The organism is Corallococcus sp. AS-1-12 (assembly GCF_020036995.1).
Classification (GTDB): domain Bacteria; phylum Myxococcota; class Myxococcia; order Myxococcales; family Myxococcaceae; genus Corallococcus.
The window spans coordinates 102,814-122,175 of the sequence record NZ_JAIQDD010000027.1 but is presented as its reverse complement, the minus strand read 5'-3'; the positions used below and the strand labels follow the sequence as shown (position 1 = coordinate 122,175).

Genomic DNA, 19,362 nt, shown 5'->3' with positions numbered 1-19,362 from the left:
TCCTGTCCCCCTTGTCGCTTGGCAGCCGGCCAACTGGCCTCGCTATTCCGCGCAGACCTCCTGTCGGACAGGTTTTGAGACGACCTGCCCAGCGGGTGCCCCTGCCCGTGGACAGGCTGTGACGGCGAGGGCCTCCCGTCCACGACACCTCCAGGAGCCCGGCCTCGGGCGCCATGTCTTGAAAACCTGTCCGACTGTCGGACAGGTTTCCGGCCAGCGCGCCCAGCGGGCGCCCTCGGCCCTGGCCCCCTGAACCTGGCGCCGGCACTCCACCGCCCTTTCAGCGGCCCATCTTGTAGGGCCCACCCCGCTCCAGGGCCCGCTGGTACGCGGGGCGCGCGTGGAGCCGGTCGAGGTAGGCCGTGAGGTTCGGCAGCTCCGACAGCAGCCGGAAGGACTTCGCGGCCTCCAGCACGAAGGAGAGCTGGATGTCCGCGCCCGTCAGCGCGTTGCCCACCAGGTACTCGCGGCCCTGGAGCACGCCCTCCAGGTAGCCCAGGTGGTTCTTCAGCTCGGAGTCGATGCGCGGCTTGACTTGCCCAGCGGGTGGACGGCCTTGAGCTCCGGCGGGGCGAAGCCCGTCTTCGGGTCGCGCTCGTAGCGGACGACCTCGTAGTCGAGCCCCAGCTCCTCCAGGAGCCAGAGGATGCGCTGCGAGCGGGACTCGGAGAGGTGATGGACCTTCAGCATGATGGGAGGGCTCCTCGCGTCCGGAAGCGGGACGTGCGCGGGCACACGCTCCCAGGTCGCTCCTCCGGACGATGCAGGTCCGGAGGAGCGGTGTTCAGCACCTAGAACGCGGCGCCGCTGGCGAGCTTGCCGGGAGAGCTGCTCAGGCCGGACACGCTCGTGTGCAGCACGAAGCTGGCCGTGGAGGACGCATCCGGGCTGCGGTTGGCGGACACGCCGTCCGTGCTCGCGAGCGCCGAGCCGAACGTGGCCGTGTCCACCACCGTGCCGGCGCTGTTCTTCACCGTGACGGTGTCACCGCTGTTGCCCAGGACCAGCGACCCCGTGGACGCGGCCACCGCGCCGGGAGTGCCGGCCGGGATGCCGGACGCGCCGCCGAACACCACCACCGCCTTGCCCGCCGCCACCGAGGTGCCGCTGGCGAAGGTGTGGCGCACGGCCGTGCCGTCCGACACCGTCCAGCCGCTCAGGTCCACCGCCGCCGTGCCGCTGTTGACCAACTCCACGAACTCGCCGTTCACGTCCGAGCCGGGCTCGTTGATGAGCACCTCGTTGATGAACACGTTGCCCGTGCCGCCGGTGCCGCCCGTGGTGATGGTGAAGGCCGCGTTGGACAGGTCGGTGACGGTGGCGTCGCTCGCGTCGCTCACCCGCACCCACGCGTTGGTGGTGGCGCTGGAGGGCACCGTCCACGCCACGCTGCCGCCGGACGCGCCCGTGCTGGACGTGATGGTGGTCCAGGTGGAGCCGTTCAGCGAGTACTCCACCTTCACGTTGGAGACGCCGGACGAGCTCCAGGTGATGGTGCGCGCCGAGCCGGCCGTCCAGCTCTCACCGCCGTTGGGCGACAGCACCGTCACGGTGGAGGCCGTCGTCACATCCCCCGGGATGAGGAAGTCCTTGATGACGCCCATGTGCTGCATGCCGGACGCGCCGCTGTCGCCCGACAGCGCCGGAGAGATTTCGGAGATGGGCGAGTACACGCGCGTGTCCGCCACCAGGCCACCGGCGAAGCTGCTGGAGCCGATGACGACCGCCGTCTGGTACGCGCGCAGGTCGCTGTCCACCAGCACGTGGTCGTACGGCGAGCTGCGGCCCGCGTTGGTGTTGGTGTTGCCGTTGCGGTCCGCCGGGTACGGCGACGCCGTGGACACCACGCTGGAGAAGGTGCTGAAGGTCGCCTCGCTGCGGCTGCCGGTGTTGAAGTCACCGCCGATGACCAGGTAGTCGCTCGCGGGCACGTTGGCGTTGATGAACTTCACCAGGTTGGTCGCTTCCGTGTTGCGGACGCTGGAGCTGGTCGTCAGCAGGTGCACGCTGATGGCCCACAGGTCCTTGGGGCCCGGGATGTCGATGCGCGCCCACGCGAAGTCGCGGTTGGACACCTGCGTGTCGTCCCACTCGCCGGAGGCGATGATGGGGTAGCGGCTGATGATGCCGTTGGGAATCTGCGCGCCGGACTCGCGGTAGTAGGAGAAGCCCGTGCCGAAGGCCGTGTCCACGAAGGCGCGGATGTCCGCCGCGGAGTCCGTCTTGTAGTTGAACTCCTGGATCATCACGATGTCCGCGTCCGTGCCCTGGAAGATGCGGATGCCGTGGCCCGGGTCGTAGTCCTGCCCATTGCCGCTGCTCAGGTTGGCCGCCATCAGGCGCAGCCGCACGTTCGCCAGCGAGTCCTCGCGCGCGACGAGCTCCGGGGCCGTCTGCTCCGCGTCCGCCTCCACGGAACCACCGCACGCGCTCAGCGCCGCGCACACCAGCGTGAAGGACCACGTACGCCAGGAGGCGGCAGGCCGCCGGAAGAGGTCTTGTTTCAGGCTCACGATGTTTCATCCTGCTCCCGGAGTAACCCGGAAGCCGTAGAGGTTCAGGGACGTCACGGCAGCGCCGCGGACGCAGTATTCCGCGTACACGACGCCACCGCCGTTTATCCGTCACATTCCTTGAAACGTTGCGTGAGCGGCGCATCCCCCCCGCCGGGGACGCGCAATGTTACGCATTGTTACATGGCGGCCGTGGTGGACAGCGCGACGAAGGCGTAGCGCAGGCCCTTGCCCAGGGCGACGAAGACGACGAAGGGCAAGGGGCGCACGCCCACGAAGCCGCCCGCGAGCACGAACGCGTCCCCCAGGATGGGCAGCCAGGACATGAGCAGGGCGGGAGCGCCCCAGGTGCGCAGGTTCGCCTCCACGCGCGCCATGCGGGGGCCTTCCTTCTCCCGGCGGCGCGACACCCAGCGGCCCACGGCCCCGCCCCCGCCGCGCGACACCCACTGGCCCAGGATGTAGAGCGTCACCGCGCCCAGCACGTTGCCCACGGTGGCCACCACGGTGGCCATCACCGGCGGCGTGCCGTTGTAGATGAGGGCGGCGAGCATCGCCTCGGAGGGCACCGGCACCACGGAGCCCGCCAGCATGGCGACGAAGAACATCCCGGGGAGGCCCCAGGTGGACAGGGTGGACGGCTCGGCGGGCATGGGAGGCCTGGGGCCATACACCCGGCACGGGGCGTTCGTCTCGCATGGCGTCGGCGCTCCCTTGCCCGCCATCCTGCCCCCCGGGGCCGGAGGCTGTCCGGCCCCGCGGCCTTCCCAGGGGCAGGGGTTGTAGGCGCGGGTGGGGGGCCCCATCCTCCCCGCCATGCGACGCTCGACGCGCGAACGCTCAGGCATGCGGTCCATCGACACGGAGGACGAGCGGATCGCCTCCCTGCTGGTGGCGGAGCCCCCGGCGCTGCACTTCGAGGGCTCCCGGGACCTGGTGGTGCGGCTGCGCGACGGGCGCACCTTCGTGCTCACCGTGCTCACCCTGGAGGCGCTGGAGGCACGGCTGGGAGGCGCGCCGTCCCATGTGGCGTCCGGCCTCGTCCTGGTGCGGCGGCTGTCGGACGGGGCCCTGCTCCACGCGGTGCGCTCCGCGCTGGACCAGGGCCTGGAGCGGTTCGGCACGCTCCAACCGCCCATCGAGGAGTGAGGCGCCTTGCGCGTGGCCGTGACGCCGGTGCTACAGGCCGGGCGCACGGTGGGAACCCGACGCCGCATCGCGGCGCGCGAGCGACTTCCACCGGGAAACACGGCGCCGTGATTATGCTGCCCGCCCGATGGATGAACCCGGCCTGCAATATCCCGGAGAGGCCCTGCGCGGGTGGCTCCGGCAGTTCGCCAAGACGCCGCTCGCCGAGCCGACGTTGAAGCTGCTGGTCGTGCTGGCGGACACGGTGTTCTTCGCGAGCCTGGGCCGGGAGGAGGGAGAGGCCACGCGCGTGCGCATCGCCTACCACGCGCAGGGGTTGCAGGGCCTGCAGGCGGTGCGCGAGACGGTCTACATCGGCGGACAGAAGGGCAAGCGTCAGGCGTGGGAGACGCTGCCGCTGGAGCCCAAGTCGAGCATCACCGACTTCAGCGTGGAGGCGCTGGTGAAGCTGGCGCCCGCGGCGAACCTGCCGCGCACGGCGGTGGTGGTGGGGCCGCGCGAGGGGAAGCTGCGCATCCAGGGGCTGGCGCGCCGGGTGGAGTACACGGAGTTCCACGCCGAGGGCGAGGAGGACGTCTTCATCCTGCACGCGCCGGAGCCGGGCCACCTGGTGGTGAGCACGCAGGGGCGCGAGGTCTTCCGCTACGAGCAGGGCGCGCCGGTGCCGCCGGGCCGGCGCGTGGCGTTGCACGACCTGCTCTTCCACGAGGACAGCGCGGTGCGCGCGGCGCTGATGGAGATGTGCTCCACGCTGGTGGAGTCCCTGCCCAAGGTGCAGCCGCTGATGGGCGGCAACCGCGAGTGGTACGTGTCCAACGCGGTGCAGGGGCTCATCCGGAGGATGGCGGGGCTGCACCACGGAGGGCTCATCGCGTTCCTGCCCAAGCAGCATGACGTGGAGCGCTTCCGCTCGCGAGGCAAGTACGTCCTGCCGCCGGAGCAGGGCTCGCTGTTGCGCCAGCGGTTGCAGCGCTTCGTGCAGGCGCGGGCGGACCTCATCAACGGCGCCTGGCAGGCGGAGGCCGGCAAGGCGGCGGAGGAGGAAGAGGATCCGGAGTTGAAGAAGGCCGCCGCCGAGCACGACGACAAGGTGACGGAGAGCGACTTCCAGGCGTTGGTGGAGAGCATCGGGCAGTTCACGGCGGTGGACAACGCGCTGGTGTTGGGGCCGGAGCTGGAGGTGCTCTGCGCGGGGTATCAGATCGCGCTCCCGCGAAGCGGGCCGCCGCAGGTCTTCGAGGCGCGCACGCTCCAGGGGCGTCCCGGGCCGCACTACCCCATCCATCAGCACGGCTCGCGCCACCGCGCCGCGGCCGTCTTCGCCAACCAGCACTCCGGAGCCATCGTGTTCGTGGCGTCCCAGGACGGCCCGCTCCGCTGCCTGCACCGGCCCCCCGGCAAGAAGAAGGTGCTGCTCTGGAGCCTCCTGCTGACGGAGGACTGAGGCCGGAATGAAGCGGCTGGGCTGGGTGCTGCTGCTGGGACTGCTCCTGTCGGGCTGCGCGACGACGCGGGTCGTGCGCCTGGAGGTCGATGGTGGCGACAGGGTTGTCGTCACGCCCCGGGAGGAGAAAGACGCGTCCCCCTCCGAGGCCCGGCTGGAGGAGGACGAGTTCAAGGCAGCGGTGAGGACGCTCGCCAGGGACGTGCGGCCCTTCGCCCACCCGCTGCGGCAAGCACGCTCATTGTTCGGCCTGCCGGAGCGCAGCGGCCTCTTCGGCTTCCGCGAGCGAAGCCGTCGGATTGTCCCTCTGGGTGAAGAAGAGGCGCGGGAGCTGCGGCTCCTGGATGCGTCGGACGACCTGACGCGCGGCTACCGGCAGTGGTGCGGCAAGAAGCGCAAGCAACCCGGAGACTGCCTGCGCCTGCTGGAGGAAGGCCCCTTGCTGGGCAGCGACGGCCGCTATGCGCTGGCCATGGCCATCGCGATGGACTCCGTCTGGAACGAGACGGCCGAAGCCCTGGAGGGCATGGCCAGCCCCCAGGCCGTCATGGCCACGATGACGTCCGCCGTGACGATGTACCTGCTGCTGTGGGCCATGCCGGAGCCGGTGTCGAAAGGCATCTCGGCGCTTTTGACGGCGACGGCCATCGCCTATCTGGGCGTGGACACCGTGTGGACCCTCCTGGACGGCTGGCTGACGCTGGTGCGCCACGTGGACCAGGCCACCACCTTCCTCCAGGTGCGCGACGCGGGCGAAGCCTACGGAGGCGTGCTGGGCAGGAACGCCGCGCGCGTCTTCGTCATGCTGGCCACGGCGGCGATTGGCAACACCGCGGGGCTCGCGATGAAGGCCCCCACCCTGCCCGGCTCCGCCCAGGCCGCAGTCGCGGTAGAGACGCAGGCGGGCCTCCAGTTCATGTCCCTCGCGGGTGTGCGCTCCGTGGCCATGACGGCTGACGGCTTCACCCTCGCGCTGGCCCCCAACGCGGTGGCCATGTCATCCCGGCCCGGCAAGCCCCAGCGTCACCACCTGGCCACCATCCGCAATGAGAAGTCCGCGAAGAATGGCGGGCCCTGGACCCCACTCTTCCGGCGCATCTTCAAGCGGGCCGGAATGGAGCTGAAGGACCCGGAGAACATCGTCGAGGTCCCAGGCCACCGGGGCCCTCACCCCGCCGAGTACCATCAACTCGTCTATGACAGGTTGAGGCAGGTGACCTCCGGATGTCGGAGCGTGGAGGCATGCCGCGAAGCCCTGACCGATGCCCTCAGGATCCTTGGCGAGCAGGCCAGAACCCATGGCACGGAACTCAATCGTCTGCTGACCCGGGGCCGCTGACCACACGACCATGACCGCCCGTTACTTCAGATTGTCAGAAGACGTCTACGCCCCGGGACGCTGGTATCTGGGCGATCCCATCGATGAAGAGTCCGTGGAGGTCGAGGACCCGTGGATGTTCAGTGCGGGGAGGCCCATCCAGTCCCCTGGTCTCCTCCGGTTTCCCATCGATGAGCCGGGAAGGCCGTTGGACTACTCCGAAGCAGGTATCGGCAGCACGCCCATCCTCCACGTGAGGCTGGCCACCGTGTTCGCGCAGCTTGCACCTGAGGATGTCCAACTGTTCGCGGTGGACATCCCTGGCCATCCCGAACAGTTCAACATGCTCGTCGCCACCCGGCTGATCCACTGCATCGACGACGAGGCCTCCCGGGAAGTGGAGTACTGGGACCCCATCAAGCACAAGCAGCCTGAAAAGACAGGCCAGTACTACTCCGTCGTGGGGATGCGCATCGACGCATCGAAAGTGGGTGACGCCAGGGTCTTCCGGACCTGGGGTTGGTCCATCGCGCTGATCGTCTCCGAGGACATCAAGACGGCGCTGGAGGCCACCGGCGCCACCGGCATGCACTTCACGGAGGTGTAATGCCCCCGCACGCCACAGGCCCGGGTCGCTAGAGTTCACGGCCTGGAGGACTTCCCCCATGCCCCGCTCGGACAGCTTCATGGAGTACACGGTCGAACTGCTGAGGCCCCTGGGCCCGGTGCACGCCCGGTCGATGTTCGGCGGCTGGGGCCTGTACTTCGGCGGCCGGATGTTCGGCCTCATCCTCCAGGGCCAGCTCTACCTGAAGACGGACGAGGTCACCCGCCCCGACTTCGAGGCCGAAGGCTGCCGGCCCTTCATCTACCAGAGCCGGGGCCGGGAACAGCCCATGAGCTACTGGACGCCCCCCGCGGACGCCGAGGACGACAGCCGCCGGCTGCTGCCCTGGGCCCGCCGCGCCGTGGACGCCGCCAACCGCGCCGCGATGAAGAAGGCCGCGAAGAAGAAGCCCGCCGCGAAGAAGAAGCCCGTCAAGCGGTCTTGATGCGGGCCACCTCACCGAGCCCCAGCTCGGTGATGGAGAGCTCTCGCATGCGGAACTTCTGCACCTTGCCGGTGACGGTCATCGGGAAGCTGTCCACGAACTTCCAGTGGCGGGGAATCTTGAACGTGGAGATGCGGCCGGTGCAGAAGGCCGTCAGCGTCTCCGCCGTGAGCGCCGCACCGGACTTCAGGCGCACCCACGCCATCACCTCCTCGCCGTACCTCACGCTGGGCACGCCGATGACCTGCGCCTCGGAGATCTCCGGGTGCGTGTGCAGGAACTCCTCCACCTCACGCGGATACACGTTCTCCCCGCCCCGGATGATCATGTCCTTGATGCGGCCGACGATCTTGACGTAGCCCTCCGCGTCCATGGTCGCCAGGTCACCGGTGTGCATCCACCCCGCCCGGTCGATGGCCGCCGCCGTGGCCTCCGCGTTGTCCCAGTACCCGAGCATCACGCTGTAGCCCCGCGTGCACAGCTCCCCCGGCTGCCCCAGCGGCACCACCGCGCCGGAATCCGGATCCACCACCTTCACCTCCAGGTGCGGGTGCACGCGCCCCACCGTGGCCACGCGCTTCTCCAGCGTGTCGTCCAGCGGGTTCTGCGTGGACACGGGCGACGTCTCCGTCATGCCGTAGCAGATGGTGACCTCTCCCATGTGCATCCGCGACTGCACCTGCTTCATCACCTCCACCGGACACGGCGAGCCCGCCATGATGCCGGTGCGCAAGCTGCGCAGGTCGAACTCGCCGAAGCGCGGGTGGTCCAGCTCCGCGATGAACATCGTGGGCACGCCGTAGAGGGACGTGCAGCGCTCGGCCTGCACCGTCTGGAGCACCGCCAGCGGGTCGAACGCCTCGCCCGGAATCACCATGGCGGAGCCGTGCGACGTGCAGGCCAGGTTGCCCATCACCATGCCGAAGCAGTGGTAGAACGGCACCGGGATGCACACGCGGTCCTCCGGCCCGTAGCGCAGCACCTCGCCCACGAAGAAGCCGTTGTTGAGCACGTTGTGGTGAGACAGCGTCGCGCCCTTCGGGAAGCCCGTGGTGCCGGACGTGTACTGGATGTTGATGGGGTCATCGAACTGGAGCGACAGCTCCCGCGCCTCCAGCACGTCGTCGCCAATGCTCGCGCCGCCCTCCACCAGCCGCTCCCAATCCGAGTCCAGCACCAGCGCCTCGCGCAGGCCCGGGCACCGGGGCCGCACCTCCGCCAGCATCCGCGTGTAGTCCGTCTGCCGGAAGCCCTTCGCCAGGAGCAGCACGCTCACGCCCGCCTGGTTGAGCGCGTACTCCAGCTCCGACGTGCGGTAGGCGGGGTTCAGGTTGACCAGGATGGCGCCCGTGCGCGCGAGCGCGTACTGCGACACGGTCCACTCGAAGCGGTTGGGCGACCAGAGCCCCACCCGGTCCCCCTTCTGGATGCCCAGCGCCAAGAGCCCCTTGGCCACCGCCGTGGTCGCGTCCCAGAACTGCCGCCAGGTGACGCGGTAGTTCTGCGAGGCCACCACCAGCGCCTCGCGGTCGCCGTAACGTTCGACGGTGCGGCGCAGGTTCTGACCGATGGTCTCCCCCAGCAGCGGGGTGGTGCTGGTGCCATGGGCATAGGACAGGGCGGTCGTCATTCCCCCATCGTCCCCAGGGGGCCCCGGGTCGGCAAGCGTCAGCGTGGAGCAGGGCCTCTGGCTGTCCGCTCGTCTCCACGGCGCGACCGCCGCACGCGGTCCACGCCCTGGCACGCAGCGCAGAAGTAGAGCGTGCGTGCCGCCAGCACCTGCCCCGTCACCTTCCCACCGCAGCGAGGACACGGCAGGCCCGCGCGGCTGTACACGCAGAAGCGCTCCGCCCGCTTGCGGCCGGGTGACGGCAGCGGCGGCGCTCCCGGCGTGACGATGAGCCCGTCCCGCACGCCATCCTGGAGCAGCGCCCGCATCACGGCCCACAACTGGTCGAACGCATCGCGCTCCAGCTCGCACGCGGGCAACAGCGGCGGCAGGCCCGCGACGAACAGCGCCTCCGCCCGGACGATGTTCCCCACGCCCGCGATGCGCCCCTGGTCCAGGAGCGCCTGCGCCAGCGGCATGCGCCCCCGCGTCAGCCGCGCATACGCCCGGTCCGGTGACGCATCCATGTGCAGCGGATCCTCCCCCAGCCTGGCGCGCAGCGCGGCCTCCTCCTCCAGCGACAGCAGCTCGCACGCGGACGGGCCGGACAGGTGCAGCGTCGCCCCTTCCGAAGCCAGCCGCAGCCGGCACGCCGTGGACGGCTCCGGCGCGTCCCGCCGGAAGTGGCGGATGCGCCCGAAGAGCCCCAGGTGGATGTGCAGCCGCACGTCCCCATCGAACGTGTGGAACAGGTGCTTGCCGTGCGCGTCCACGTTCAGCAACGTCCGCCCGGACAGCCCCCGCGCCACCTCGCCCCGGCCCTGCGGCGAGTCGGCCGTGAAACGCCGCCCCACCAGCCAGCGGCGGTGGACCCGGGCGACCCGGTGGATGCTGTGACCTTCAGGCATCCCCCTGGGTAATCCCCGCCGCCCCTCGCCGCCGAGCCGCACAGCGCCCTGCCCCCTGGACGTCCAGACGGCCGCGACGTTTTCCCTCCGGCGGCATCCACGTCCAGAACCCGGTCGCTACGCCCCGGGACGCCGGAAAAAGACCATCCCCTCCGCCATCTGCCGCTCGAACGCCGGAAACAAGGAAAACGCCGGCACGGCACGCTATCCTGACGCAACGCCCCATGGACGATCCGAACGCCCGACTGGTTGCCACCCTGCTGGAGGCGCGTCAGCGCCACTGCTTCCCCCCGGACGTGCGCAAGGCCGCGCCGGAGTTCGTCTCACAGGTGCTGGGGCTGCTCTTCCCGCACTTCGCGGAGCGGCTGGAGTGCAACGCCGCCGCCGTGCGCCGGGACGTCACCGCGGTGGAGGCGAGCCTCCAGCGCATCCAGTCCCTGCTCGCGCCGCACTACCCCGTCACGGACGCGGGCATGTCCTCGCGCTTCATGGCGAAGCTGCCGGACCTCTATGAGTGGCTCCAGCAGGACGCGCGCGCCATCTTCGAGGCGGACCCCGCCGCGCGCAGCGTGGACGAGGTCGTCCTCACCTACCCGGGCTTCTACGCCATCGCCATCTACCGCGTGGCGAACGCGCTGCACCGGCTGAACTTCCCCCTGCTGCCGCGCCTGCTCACCGAGTACGCCCACCAGCGCACCGGCGTGGACATCCACCCGGGCGCCACCATCGGCCGCAGGTTCGTCATCGACCACGGCACGGGCCTGGTCATCGGCGAGACGACGGTGATTGGCGACAACGTGAAGCTCTACCAGGGCGTCACGCTGGGCGCGCTGATGGTGGAGAAGGCCCTGGCGGACCGGAAGCGCCACCCCACCATCGAGGACGACGTCGTGGTGTACGCGAACGCCACCATCCTCGGAGGCGGCACCGTGGTGGGCAAGGGCAGCATCATCGCCGGCAACGCGTGGCTCACGCAGAGCGTGCCCGCCCAGTCCGTCGTCACCCGCCGCAGCGAGGTGCGCGCGCGCCACGGCGAAGAGGGCCTGGACGTCCTCGACTACCACATCTGAGTCTTTCCCCACGCAGTGCCCGTTCCCATTCACAGGAGACGCCATGAAGGTCGACAACATCCTGCAGACCATTGGCAACACGCCGCACGTGCGCATCAACCGGCTGTACCCGTCGCGCGTGACGGTGCACCTGAAGCTGGAGCGCGCCAACCCGGGCGGCAGCATCAAGGACCGCATCGGCCTGGCGATGATTGAAGACGCGGAGAAGAAGGGCCTGCTCAAGGAAGGCAGCGTCATCATCGAGCCGACGAGCGGCAACACCGGCATCGGCCTGGCCATGGTGGCCGCGGTGAAGGGCTACAAGCTCATCCTGGTGATGCCGGAGTCCATGAGCATCGAGCGCCGCCGCGTGCTCGCCGCCTACGGCGCCCAGTTCGACCTGACGGAGCGCGCCAAGGGCATGAAGGGCGCCATCGCCCGCGCCCAGGAGCTGGTCGCGCAGACGCCCAACGCGTGGATGCCCCAGCAGTTCGAGAACGAGTCCAACATCGAGATCCACAAGCGCACCACCGCGCAGGAGATCCTCAACGACTTCCCGGACGGGCTGGACTACCTCATCACGGGCGTGGGCACCGGCGGCCACATCACCGCGTGCGCCGAGGTCCTCAAGGCGAAGTGGCCCAAGCTGAAGGTGTTCGCGGTGGAGCCGGTGAAGTCCCCCGTCATCAGCGGCGGCCAGCCGGGCCCGCACCCCATCCAGGGCATCGGCGCGGGCTTCATCCCGAAGAACCTGCACGTGCAGAGCATCGACGGCGCCATCCAGGTGGATGAGAAGGACGCCTTCGAGTTCGCCCGCCGCGCCGCGCGCGAGGAGGGCATCTTCGTGGGCGTGTCCTCCGGCGCCTCGCTGTCCGCGGTGAACCAGAAGCTGGCGGAGATGCCGGACGGCAGCCGCGTGCTCGCCTTCTGCTACGACACCGGCGAGCGCTACCTCTCCGTGGAGAACCTCTTCCCGGCGCAGTAGCCCTCTTCGCGCATCCCGGTCCGGGAGGAGTTCACCCGGGCCGGTACGCGCGCACCAGCTCCACCAGCCGGTCCATCTCCTCGTGCGTGTTGTAGAAGTGCGGCGACAGGCGGATGCGCCCGCGCCGGACGGAGTGGGACACCTTCTGCTCCGCCAGGTACGCGCTGAGCGCCCGGACGTTCGCGCCCGGCGGCAGGAAGGTGAGGATGCCCGCGCGGTCCCTCGGCTCGGGGCCCACGTCGCAGCCCAGGCCGCGCAGGCCCAGGTCCAGCCGGGCCAGCAGCTCGCCAATGCGCGCGCCGATGGCGTCCGTCCCCACCTCCAGGAGCAGCTCCAGCGCGGCGCCCATCGCGTAGATGCCGGGGTACGCGGCGCTGCCCTCCTCGAACTTCGCCGCGTCCGCGCGCAGCTCGAAGTGCGAGCGGTTGAAGTTCCACGCGTCGGTGGTGCTGCGCCAGCCCACCAGCGCGGGCCGCACGCGCGGCAGCACGTCCTTCGCCACGTACAGGAAGCCGATGCCGGAGATGCCCAGCATCCACTTGTGGCTGTCCGCGCTGAGGAAGTGCGCGCGGCTCCTCTTCACGTCCACCGGGATGCAGCCCACGCTCTGGATGCCGTCCACGCACAGGAGCACGCCCGAGCGCTCACACAGCTCGCCCAGCGCATCCAGGTCCGTGCGGTGGCCGGTGGCGAACTGCACGGACGACACCGCCACCAGCCGCGTGCGCGAGGTGAGCACGGACGCCACGGCCTCCGGCGTCACGCCTCCGTTCGGCGTGGGAATCTCACGGACCTCCACGCCCCGGTGCTTCAAGTGCAGCCACGGGTAGACGTTGGAGGGGTACTCCAAGCCCGTGGCGACGGCGACCTCGTCCCCGGGTTGCCAGTCCAGCCCCTCCGCCACCAGCCCCAGGCCGTGGCTGGTGTTGCGCACGAAGGCGATCTCCTCCGGGGACGCGCCGATGATGCGCGCGGCGAGCCCGCGCACCTTCTCGCTCTGCGCCTCCCAGCCGCGCTCATGGAGGACGCCGTGGTTCACCACGTCGTCCATCCAGGCCTTCACCGCGGCGGCGGCGCGCGTGCTGGTGGGCGCGACCCCGGCGTGGTTGAGGTAGAGCTGCTCCTTCAGGACGGGGAACTCGGCGCGGTAGGACTCGAACGGGGAGCTCATGGGGGGCGAGTGTAGCCACCTCTCCACCGCGCACGGCACGCTCCGCGAGCCCCGTCGACTACAGGACGACCAGCAGGCCCAGCGACGCCGTGGGGTACACCGTGCGCAGGCCCAGGTTGCTGTTGCCCACCTGGAGCTCGCGCACGTCCGTGAAGGTGAAGCCCGGGCCGGCCCGCGCCGACAGGCCCACGCGCCCGGAGCCCGGCCGCCACATCACGCCCAGCGTGGGCTCCAGGAAGGCCGTCGTCGTGTAGTCCTTGCGGTCCGGCATCGCCGCGCCGCCCGGGCGCGCGACGAACTCCTCCAGGCCCAGCGTCATCCCGACGAACGGGCGCACCGTGCCGTCCGCCAGGAAGGCCAGCGTGTAGCGGCTGTCCACGCCCACGCCGAAGTTGAGCTTCACGTCGCTGCCGCCCACGTTGGTGAAGCGCGCCTTCGCGCCCAGCGACCGGTTCCACCCGCCCGCGCGCCCCAGGATGCCGAACGCCAGCCGCGAGTCCCGCGACGGCGCGACCTCCGCCCGGAGGCCGTACAGCGAGCCGTCCAGCGCGGGCGGCTGCAGCTCCAGCAGGAACGCCCCGCGCCGCTGCTGCTCCTGCCCCGTGGACGAGGACGCCATGTCCTGGGCCATCGCCGGCACCGCCACCAACGCCGCACCCACCGCCACCGCCTTCACCCACTGCATCGACCGCTTGGACTCGACTCGCATGGCCCGTCTCCTTCGGTTTAGCCGGACGACTAATTTAGTCACACAACTAACTAAGACTGACGACGCGGGATGTCAAGGCGACGAGCGGTCGCCGGCCTTGCGGGGGTGGGAGGCGGTGCCCTATGGGTCTGGGATGCCATCCCCCCGCCGTGGCAAGACGCCGCCTCCCCCCAGCGCTCCGGAGCCTGACGCCCGGGCGCGCCTCATCGCCGCCGGCCAGCGCGTGCTGGGCGAAAGGGGCTACGACGCCGCGACGGTGAAGGAGGTGGCGCGCGAGGCGGGGGTGAACCAGGGCCTGGTGCACTACTACTTCGGCAGCAAGGACGCGCTGCTGCTGGCCGTCACGCAGGAGGCGAGCCGCCAGTACATGTCGGAGCTGGAGCGGCTGCGCGCGCAGACGCCCGCGGAGGAGCTGGCGGAGACGGCCTTCGCCTGGGGCGAGAAGCTGGCCACGGACGCGCCGGGCACGTGCCGGCTGCGTTACGAGCTCTTCGCGCTGGGCCTGCGCAACCGCGACCTGACGCCCGCCGTCGCGCAGTTGCTGAGCCAGGGCGACGGGGAGATCGCCCGCACCGTGGCGCAGTTCCGCGCGGGCCACGCCACGGCCCCCTCCGCGGAGGACGGGCACTACGCGGTCATCATCAAGGCGTGCGTGGACGGGCTCGCGCTGCACCACCAGTTGGACAAGAGCTTCGACCCGCTGCCCGTGTACGCGCTCCTGCGGCGGATCATCCTCGCGAGCATCGAGCAGTCCCCCTCGCCCCGCCCGCCCGCGCGCAAGCCGAAGGCCCAGGGCCGGCGTGGGGCGCGCGCGCCGCGCACGCCGCGCAAGGCCCCGGGCCCGCGCCGCCGCTGAAGGCAGCGGCCAGCGCCAGCCCCAGAACAGACGTTCAACATTCAGTGGCTTCACCAACCCGGCGGGGCGCAGGATGCCCCGCATGGACTTCCAGCCTTCCGCCAGGACGACCGAATACCTGGAGCGCGTGAAGCGCTTCATGGCTGACCACATCGAGCCGGTGGAGGGCGAGTACCTCCGGGCACTGCACGCGATGGAGGCCGGTGGGGATTGGCGCCAGTGGAAGGTGCCGCCGGTGATGGCGGAGCTCAAGGCCCGCGCGAAGGCGGCAGGGCTGTGGAACCTCTTCCTCCCGGACGCGAAGCTGGGCGCGGGGCTGAGCACGCTGGAGTACGCGCCGCTCGCGGAAGCCATGGGCCGCAGCTTCATGGCGCCGGAGGTCTTCAACTGCAGCGCCCCGGACACCGGCAACATGGAGGTGCTCTGGCGCTACGGCTCCCCGGAGCAGCAGGAGCAGTGGCTGAAGCCGCTGCTCGCGGGCGACATCCGCTCCGTGTTCTGCATGACGGAGCCGGACGCCGCGTCGTCGGACGCCACCAACATGCAGGCCACCGCCGAGGTGGACGGCGACCACGTGGTGCTCAACGGCAGGAAGTGGTGGTCCAGTGGGCTGGGGCACCCCAACGCGAAGGTGGCCATCTTCATGGGCCGCACGGCGCAGGCGGGCGCGGACCGCCACCACCAGCACTCCATGGTCCTGGTGCCCATGGACGCGTCGGGCGTCGAAATCATCCGCATGCTGCCCGTGTACGGCGACCATGACGCCCCGCACGGCCACGGCGAGGTGCACTTCCACAATGTGCGGCTGCCGGTGTCCGCGCTCATCTCCGGGCCGGGCATGGGCTTTGAAATCGCGCAGGGCCGCCTGGGGCCGGGCCGCATCCACCACTGCATGCGCTGTATTGGCGCGGCGGAGCGGGCGCTGGAGCTGATGATCGACCGGGGCATGGACCGCACCGCGTTCGGCAAGCCGCTGCTCAACCTGGGCGGCAACCGCGAGCGCGTGGCGGAGGCGCGCATCGCCATCGACCAGGCGCGCCTGCTCACGCTGTACGCGGCGTGGAAGCTGGATGACGTGGGCGCGCTGGGCGCGATGACGGAGATTTCCGCCATCAAGGTCGTGGCGCCCAACGTGCTCCAGAAGGTGGTGGACGACGCCATCCAGTTGCACGGCGGCGCGGGCGTGTCGCGCGACACGCCGCTGGCGGGCTTCTTCGCCCAGGCGCGCAGCCTGCGCATCGCGGACGGCCCGGACGAGGTGCACAAGGGCGTCATCACCCGCATCGAGCTCGCGAAGCGCGGCTTCAGCAAGGGAGGTTGAACATGACGGCTCCGGTCTCCATCCCCCTGGACGAGGGCAAGGCCGTGCGCTCCGGCGAGGCGCTGGACGTGCCCGCGGTGGACGCGTGGCTGAAGGCCCAGGTGCCCTCGCTCCAGGGCACGCCGGAGGTGACGCAGTACACGGGCGGCGCCTCCAACTGGACCTACCGGCTCAAGTACGAGAACCGCGACCTCATCCTGCGCAGGCCGCCCTCGGGCACCAAGGCGAAGTCCGCGCACGACATGGCGCGCGAGTACACGGTGCAGCAGGCGCTCAAGCCCGTGTACCCGGTGGTGCCCACCATGGTGGGGCTGTGCCAGGACCCGGCCGTGCTGGGCGCGGAGTTCTACGTGATGGAGCGCATCCCCGGCCTCATCCCGCGCAAGCACCTGCCCAAGGGGTTGGAGCTGGACAAGGCCCGCACGCGCCAACTGTGCCTCAACGTGGTGGATCAGCTCATCGCGCTGCACGGCGTGGACGCGCAGGCGGTGGGGCTCCAGTCGCTGGGCAAGGGGCCGGGCTATCCACAGCGGCAGATCTCCGGCTGGTCCGACCGCTACGAGAAGGCGCGCACCTGGAACGTGCCCCGCATGAAGCGCACGCGCGAGTGGCTGGCCGCGCACGTGCCGCCGGACATCAAGACGTGCGTCATCCACAACGACTGGCGCTTCGACAACGTGGTGCTCAAGCCGGAGGACCCCACGCAGGTCATCGGGGTGCTGGACTGGGAGATGGCCACGCTGGGCGACCCGCTGATGGACCTGGGCAACACGCTGGCCTACTGGGTCCAGGCGGATGACGACGCCTTCCTGCGCATGACGCGCCGGCAGCCCACGGACCTGCCCGGCATGCTCACGCGCGAGGAGGTGGTCGCATACTACCTGGAGCGCACCGGCCTGAAGCCCGACAACTGGACCTTCTACGAGGTCTACGGCGTGTTCCGGCTCGCGGTCATCGCGCAGCAGATCTATTACCGCTACCACCACAAGCAGACGCGCAACCCGGCGTTCAAGAACTACTGGCTCATCGTCAACTATCTGGCCTACCGCTGCCGGCAGCTCATCAAGAAGGCGGGGGGCTGAGGTGGGCGCGCTCTACTTCATCCGCCACGGCCAGGCGTCCTTCGGCGCGCGGGACTACGACAAGCTGTCGGACGTGGGCGTGCAGCAGGCGCGCGTCCTGGGCGAAGCGCTGCGCGCGCGGCTGCCGAAGGTGGACGCCGTGGTGACGGGCACGATGCTGCGCCACCGCGAGACAGCGGACGCGTGCCTCCAGGCGCTGGGCCTGGAGGTGGAGCCCGTGCGCACGCCGGGCTTCAACGAGTTCGACCACGAGGAGGTCGTGCACCGGCACACGCCGCGCTACGCGGACTTCGCCGTGCTGCGCGAGGAGCTGGCCGCGATGAAGGACCCGCGCCGCGCGTACCAGGACCTGTTCACCCAGGCCGTGGGGCGCTGGGTCGCGGGCGGGCATGACAGCGAGTACCGGGAGCCCTGGAGCGCGTTCAAGGCGCGCTGCCTGGAGGCGCTCGCGGCGCTCATCGCTTCGCTGGGACCCTCCAGGACGGCGCTGGTGTTCACTTCCGGCGGCCCCATCACGGCCATCAGCCAGGACCTGCTGGGCATCCCGGACGCGCACGCGTTCCGGACGAACTGGACGCTGGCGAACTGTGGAGTCACGAAGGTCATCTACAGCGAGCGGGGCCGGTATCTGTCCACGCTCAACGAGCACGGACACTTCGAAGGCGAACACCGCGCGCTCATCACCTACCGCTGAGGTGGGGGGCTCGCGTAGCGTGAGCCCATGACGCGGTGCCTGCTCAACATCGACCTGGGGGAGCTGCCCGGGGAGGACGAACAGCTCTACGCGCTCGCGCACCTGGCGAACATCGCCTGCGGAGGCCACGCGGGGGATGCGGCGTCCATGCGGCGGGCGCTGGAGCTGTGCGAGCGCCACGGCACGCTGGCGGGCGCGCACCCGTCCTACGCGGACCGGGAGGACTTCGGGCGCAAGGCGCTGGACGTGGCGCCGGAGGCGCTGCGCGCGCAGGTGGCCCAGCAGTGCGGACAGCTTGCCGCGCTGGCCCGCGAGCGCGGCGTGCCGGTGCGGCATGCGAAGCCCCATGGGGCGCTGTACCACGCGGCCAACAAGTCCCCGGCGCTCGCGCGCGCGGTGGTGGACGGCGTGGTGGAGGCGCTGGGCACGGACGTCACGCTCGTGGGGCCCGGCACCGGCGCGTTGAGGGACGCGGCGCGGGCGGCGGGGCTCGGGTATGCGCGCGAGGGCTTCGCGGACCGGGGCACGTTGCCGGACGGTTCATTGATTCCGCGCGGTCAGCCCGGCGCGGTGCTGACGGACGTGGGGCAGGCGCGCGAGAACACGGTGCGGCTGGCCACGGGCGGCGCGGTGGACACGCTGTGCGTGCACGGCGACACGCCGGGCGCGGTGGTGCTGGCCCGCGAGGTGCGCGCGATGCTGGACGCGCTGGAGCAGCCGCCGGAGCCGCTGGGGGACAGCGCGCTGCGGCTGGTGCTGCCGGAGACGGTGGACCGGGGTCTGGCACGCGAAGCCCTGGCCGCGCTGCCGGGCGTGCGGGACGCGGTCATCACCGAGGCCCACGCCTGCGTGTACTTCGACCCGGAGACACCGCCCGAGTCCCCGGCGCTCGTGCTGGCGCGGCTGCGCGTGGCACCGGTCACGCCCGTGGAGCACCCGCTCATCCGCATCCGCGTGCGCTACGACGGCGAGGACCTGGCGAAGGTGGCGGAGCACGCGGGCCTGTCCGTGGACGAAGTGGTGCGGCGTCACACGGCGCGCGAGTACCGGGTGCGCTGCGTGGGCTTCCTGCCGGGCTTCGCGTACCTGGGGGACGTGGATCCGAGCATCGCGTGTCCCCGCCTGCCGGTGCCGCGCACGCGGGTGCCCGCGCTCGCGGTGGGCATCGCCGGGCAGCGCACGGGCGTGTACCCGTTCGCGTCGCCGGGAGGCTGGAACCTCGTGGGCACCGCGCTGGACTTCACCGCGTTCGACCCCCAGCGCGGCACGCAGCTCCAACTGGGAGCCCGCGTGCGCTTCGAGCGGGTGGAGGAATGAAGGCGTTCCGCCCGACGCGCCGCCAAACCTGTCCGACTGTCGGACCGATTTCCATGGCACGGCAGCAGGGAGTTCCCTCATCCAAGGCGGGTCCGCGGGCGGGGGCGCGGGCTTCGAAACCTGTCCGACTGTCGGACAGCTTTCCTCTGTCGGGCCGGGGCGGGGGCGCGGGCTTCGAAACCTGT

Annotated in this window: 20 protein-coding genes; 12 read left to right on the top strand and 8 right to left on the bottom strand. The window is 70.6% G+C overall.

Translation table 11 applies throughout. The features are described 5' to 3' along the window. Positions 1–280 precede the first annotated feature (280 nt). The 4 genes from K8556_RS31360 to K8556_RS31345 form a co-directional block, all read right to left on the bottom strand. On the bottom strand, positions 281–481 hold the full coding sequence (locus K8556_RS31360) for a glutathione binding-like protein (protein WP_370639992.1): 201 nt from the start codon (positions 479–481) through the stop codon (positions 281–283). A gap of 26 nt (positions 482–507) precedes the next feature. Then, the gene (locus K8556_RS31355) at positions 508–690 is read right to left on the bottom strand and encodes a glutathione S-transferase N-terminal domain-containing protein (protein WP_223743782.1); all 183 of its coding nucleotides are present in this window, start codon (positions 688–690) and stop codon (positions 508–510) included. A 101-nt stretch (positions 691–791) separates the two neighbouring features. After that, complete coding sequence (locus K8556_RS31350; RefSeq protein WP_223743781.1) at positions 792–2,513, bottom strand: lamin tail domain-containing protein; 1,722 nt, start codon at positions 2,511–2,513, stop codon at positions 792–794. A gap of 179 nt (positions 2,514–2,692) precedes the next feature. Beyond that, positions 2,693–3,166 (bottom strand): YqaA family protein, encoded by a 474-nt coding sequence (locus tag K8556_RS31345; protein ID WP_223743780.1) that lies wholly within the window; start codon positions 3,164–3,166, stop codon positions 2,693–2,695. 193 nt (positions 3,167–3,359) lie between these two features. Here K8556_RS31345 and K8556_RS39570 point away from each other — a divergent pair, with 193 nt between their 5' ends. From K8556_RS39570 to K8556_RS31320, 5 genes are all read left to right on the top strand, one after another. Further along, positions 3,360–3,662: a hypothetical protein gene (locus K8556_RS39570; RefSeq protein ID WP_304504023.1), complete on the top strand. Its 303-nt coding sequence runs from the start codon at positions 3,360–3,362 to the stop codon at positions 3,660–3,662. A gap of 127 nt (positions 3,663–3,789) precedes the next feature. Then, the gene (locus K8556_RS31335) at positions 3,790–5,106 is read left to right on the top strand and encodes a putative sensor domain DACNV-containing protein (protein WP_223743779.1); all 1,317 of its coding nucleotides are present in this window, start codon (positions 3,790–3,792) and stop codon (positions 5,104–5,106) included. Positions 5,107–5,113: 7 nt separating this feature from the next. Next, positions 5,114–6,445: an AHH domain-containing protein gene (locus tag K8556_RS31330; RefSeq protein ID WP_223743778.1), complete on the top strand. Its 1,332-nt coding sequence runs from the start codon at positions 5,114–5,116 to the stop codon at positions 6,443–6,445. 10 nt (positions 6,446–6,455) lie between these two features. After that, positions 6,456–7,031: an imm11 family protein gene (locus K8556_RS31325; protein WP_223743777.1), complete on the top strand. Its 576-nt coding sequence runs from the start codon at positions 6,456–6,458 to the stop codon at positions 7,029–7,031. A gap of 58 nt (positions 7,032–7,089) precedes the next feature. Next, a complete protein-coding gene (locus K8556_RS31320) occupies positions 7,090–7,476 on the top strand; it encodes a TfoX/Sxy family protein (RefSeq protein WP_223743776.1) in 387 nt (128 codons plus the stop codon). Here the strand turns inward: K8556_RS31320 and K8556_RS31315 are convergent. After that, entirely contained in the window at positions 7,463–9,106 is a 1,644-nt protein-coding gene (locus K8556_RS31315) for an AMP-binding protein (protein WP_223743775.1), read from the bottom strand. The two genes, K8556_RS31320 and K8556_RS31315, sit on opposite strands and share 14 nt — an antisense overlap. A gap of 38 nt (positions 9,107–9,144) precedes the next feature. Beyond that, entirely contained in the window at positions 9,145–9,993 is an 849-nt protein-coding gene (locus K8556_RS31310; protein WP_223743774.1) for an Fpg/Nei family DNA glycosylase, read from the bottom strand. 224 nt (positions 9,994–10,217) lie between these two features. On the opposite strand from K8556_RS31310, the gene epsC reads away from it, so the two are divergent. After that, positions 10,218–11,063 carry a serine O-acetyltransferase EpsC gene (gene epsC, locus K8556_RS31305; RefSeq protein WP_223743773.1) on the top strand — a complete coding sequence of 282 codons (846 nt, stop codon included), beginning with the start codon at positions 10,218–10,220 and terminating at the stop codon, positions 11,061–11,063. 43 nt (positions 11,064–11,106) lie between these two features. After that, positions 11,107–12,027, top strand: coding sequence for a cysteine synthase A (gene cysK / locus K8556_RS31300; protein WP_223743772.1), 921 nt, complete (start codon positions 11,107–11,109; stop codon positions 12,025–12,027). A 31-nt stretch (positions 12,028–12,058) separates the two neighbouring features. Here cysK and K8556_RS31295 read toward each other — a convergent pair whose 3' ends face one another. Together K8556_RS31295 and K8556_RS31290 are read right to left on the bottom strand one after the other, a co-directional pair. Then, on the bottom strand, positions 12,059–13,198 hold the full coding sequence (locus K8556_RS31295) for an aminotransferase class V-fold PLP-dependent enzyme (RefSeq protein WP_223743771.1): 1,140 nt from the start codon (positions 13,196–13,198) through the stop codon (positions 12,059–12,061). 58 nt (positions 13,199–13,256) lie between these two features. Further along, positions 13,257–13,907 (bottom strand): hypothetical protein, encoded by a 651-nt coding sequence (locus K8556_RS31290; protein ID WP_223743770.1) that lies wholly within the window; start codon positions 13,905–13,907, stop codon positions 13,257–13,259. Positions 13,908–14,040: 133 nt separating this feature from the next. Between K8556_RS31290 and K8556_RS31285 the strand changes: the two genes are divergently transcribed. The 5 genes from K8556_RS31285 to K8556_RS31265 all read left to right on the top strand — a co-directional run bounded on the left by K8556_RS31285 (position 14,041) and on the right by K8556_RS31265 (position 19,177). Beyond that, the gene (locus K8556_RS31285; protein ID WP_223743769.1) at positions 14,041–14,763 is read left to right on the top strand and encodes a TetR/AcrR family transcriptional regulator; all 723 of its coding nucleotides are present in this window, start codon (positions 14,041–14,043) and stop codon (positions 14,761–14,763) included. A gap of 82 nt (positions 14,764–14,845) precedes the next feature. After that, positions 14,846–16,084: an acyl-CoA dehydrogenase family protein gene (locus K8556_RS31280; protein ID WP_223743768.1), complete on the top strand. Its 1,239-nt coding sequence runs from the start codon at positions 14,846–14,848 to the stop codon at positions 16,082–16,084. A gap of 2 nt (positions 16,085–16,086) precedes the next feature. Then, positions 16,087–17,166, top strand: a complete 1,080-nt coding sequence (locus tag K8556_RS31275; protein ID WP_223743767.1) for a phosphotransferase family protein — start codon at positions 16,087–16,089, stop codon at positions 17,164–17,166. Position 17,167: 1 nt separating this feature from the next. Further along, on the top strand, positions 17,168–17,860 hold the full coding sequence (locus K8556_RS31270; RefSeq protein WP_223743766.1) for a histidine phosphatase family protein: 693 nt from the start codon (positions 17,168–17,170) through the stop codon (positions 17,858–17,860). 27 nt (positions 17,861–17,887) lie between these two features. Further along, complete coding sequence (locus K8556_RS31265) at positions 17,888–19,177, top strand: LamB/YcsF family protein (RefSeq protein WP_223743765.1); 1,290 nt, start codon at positions 17,888–17,890, stop codon at positions 19,175–19,177. Positions 19,178–19,362: the final 185 nt, after the last annotated feature.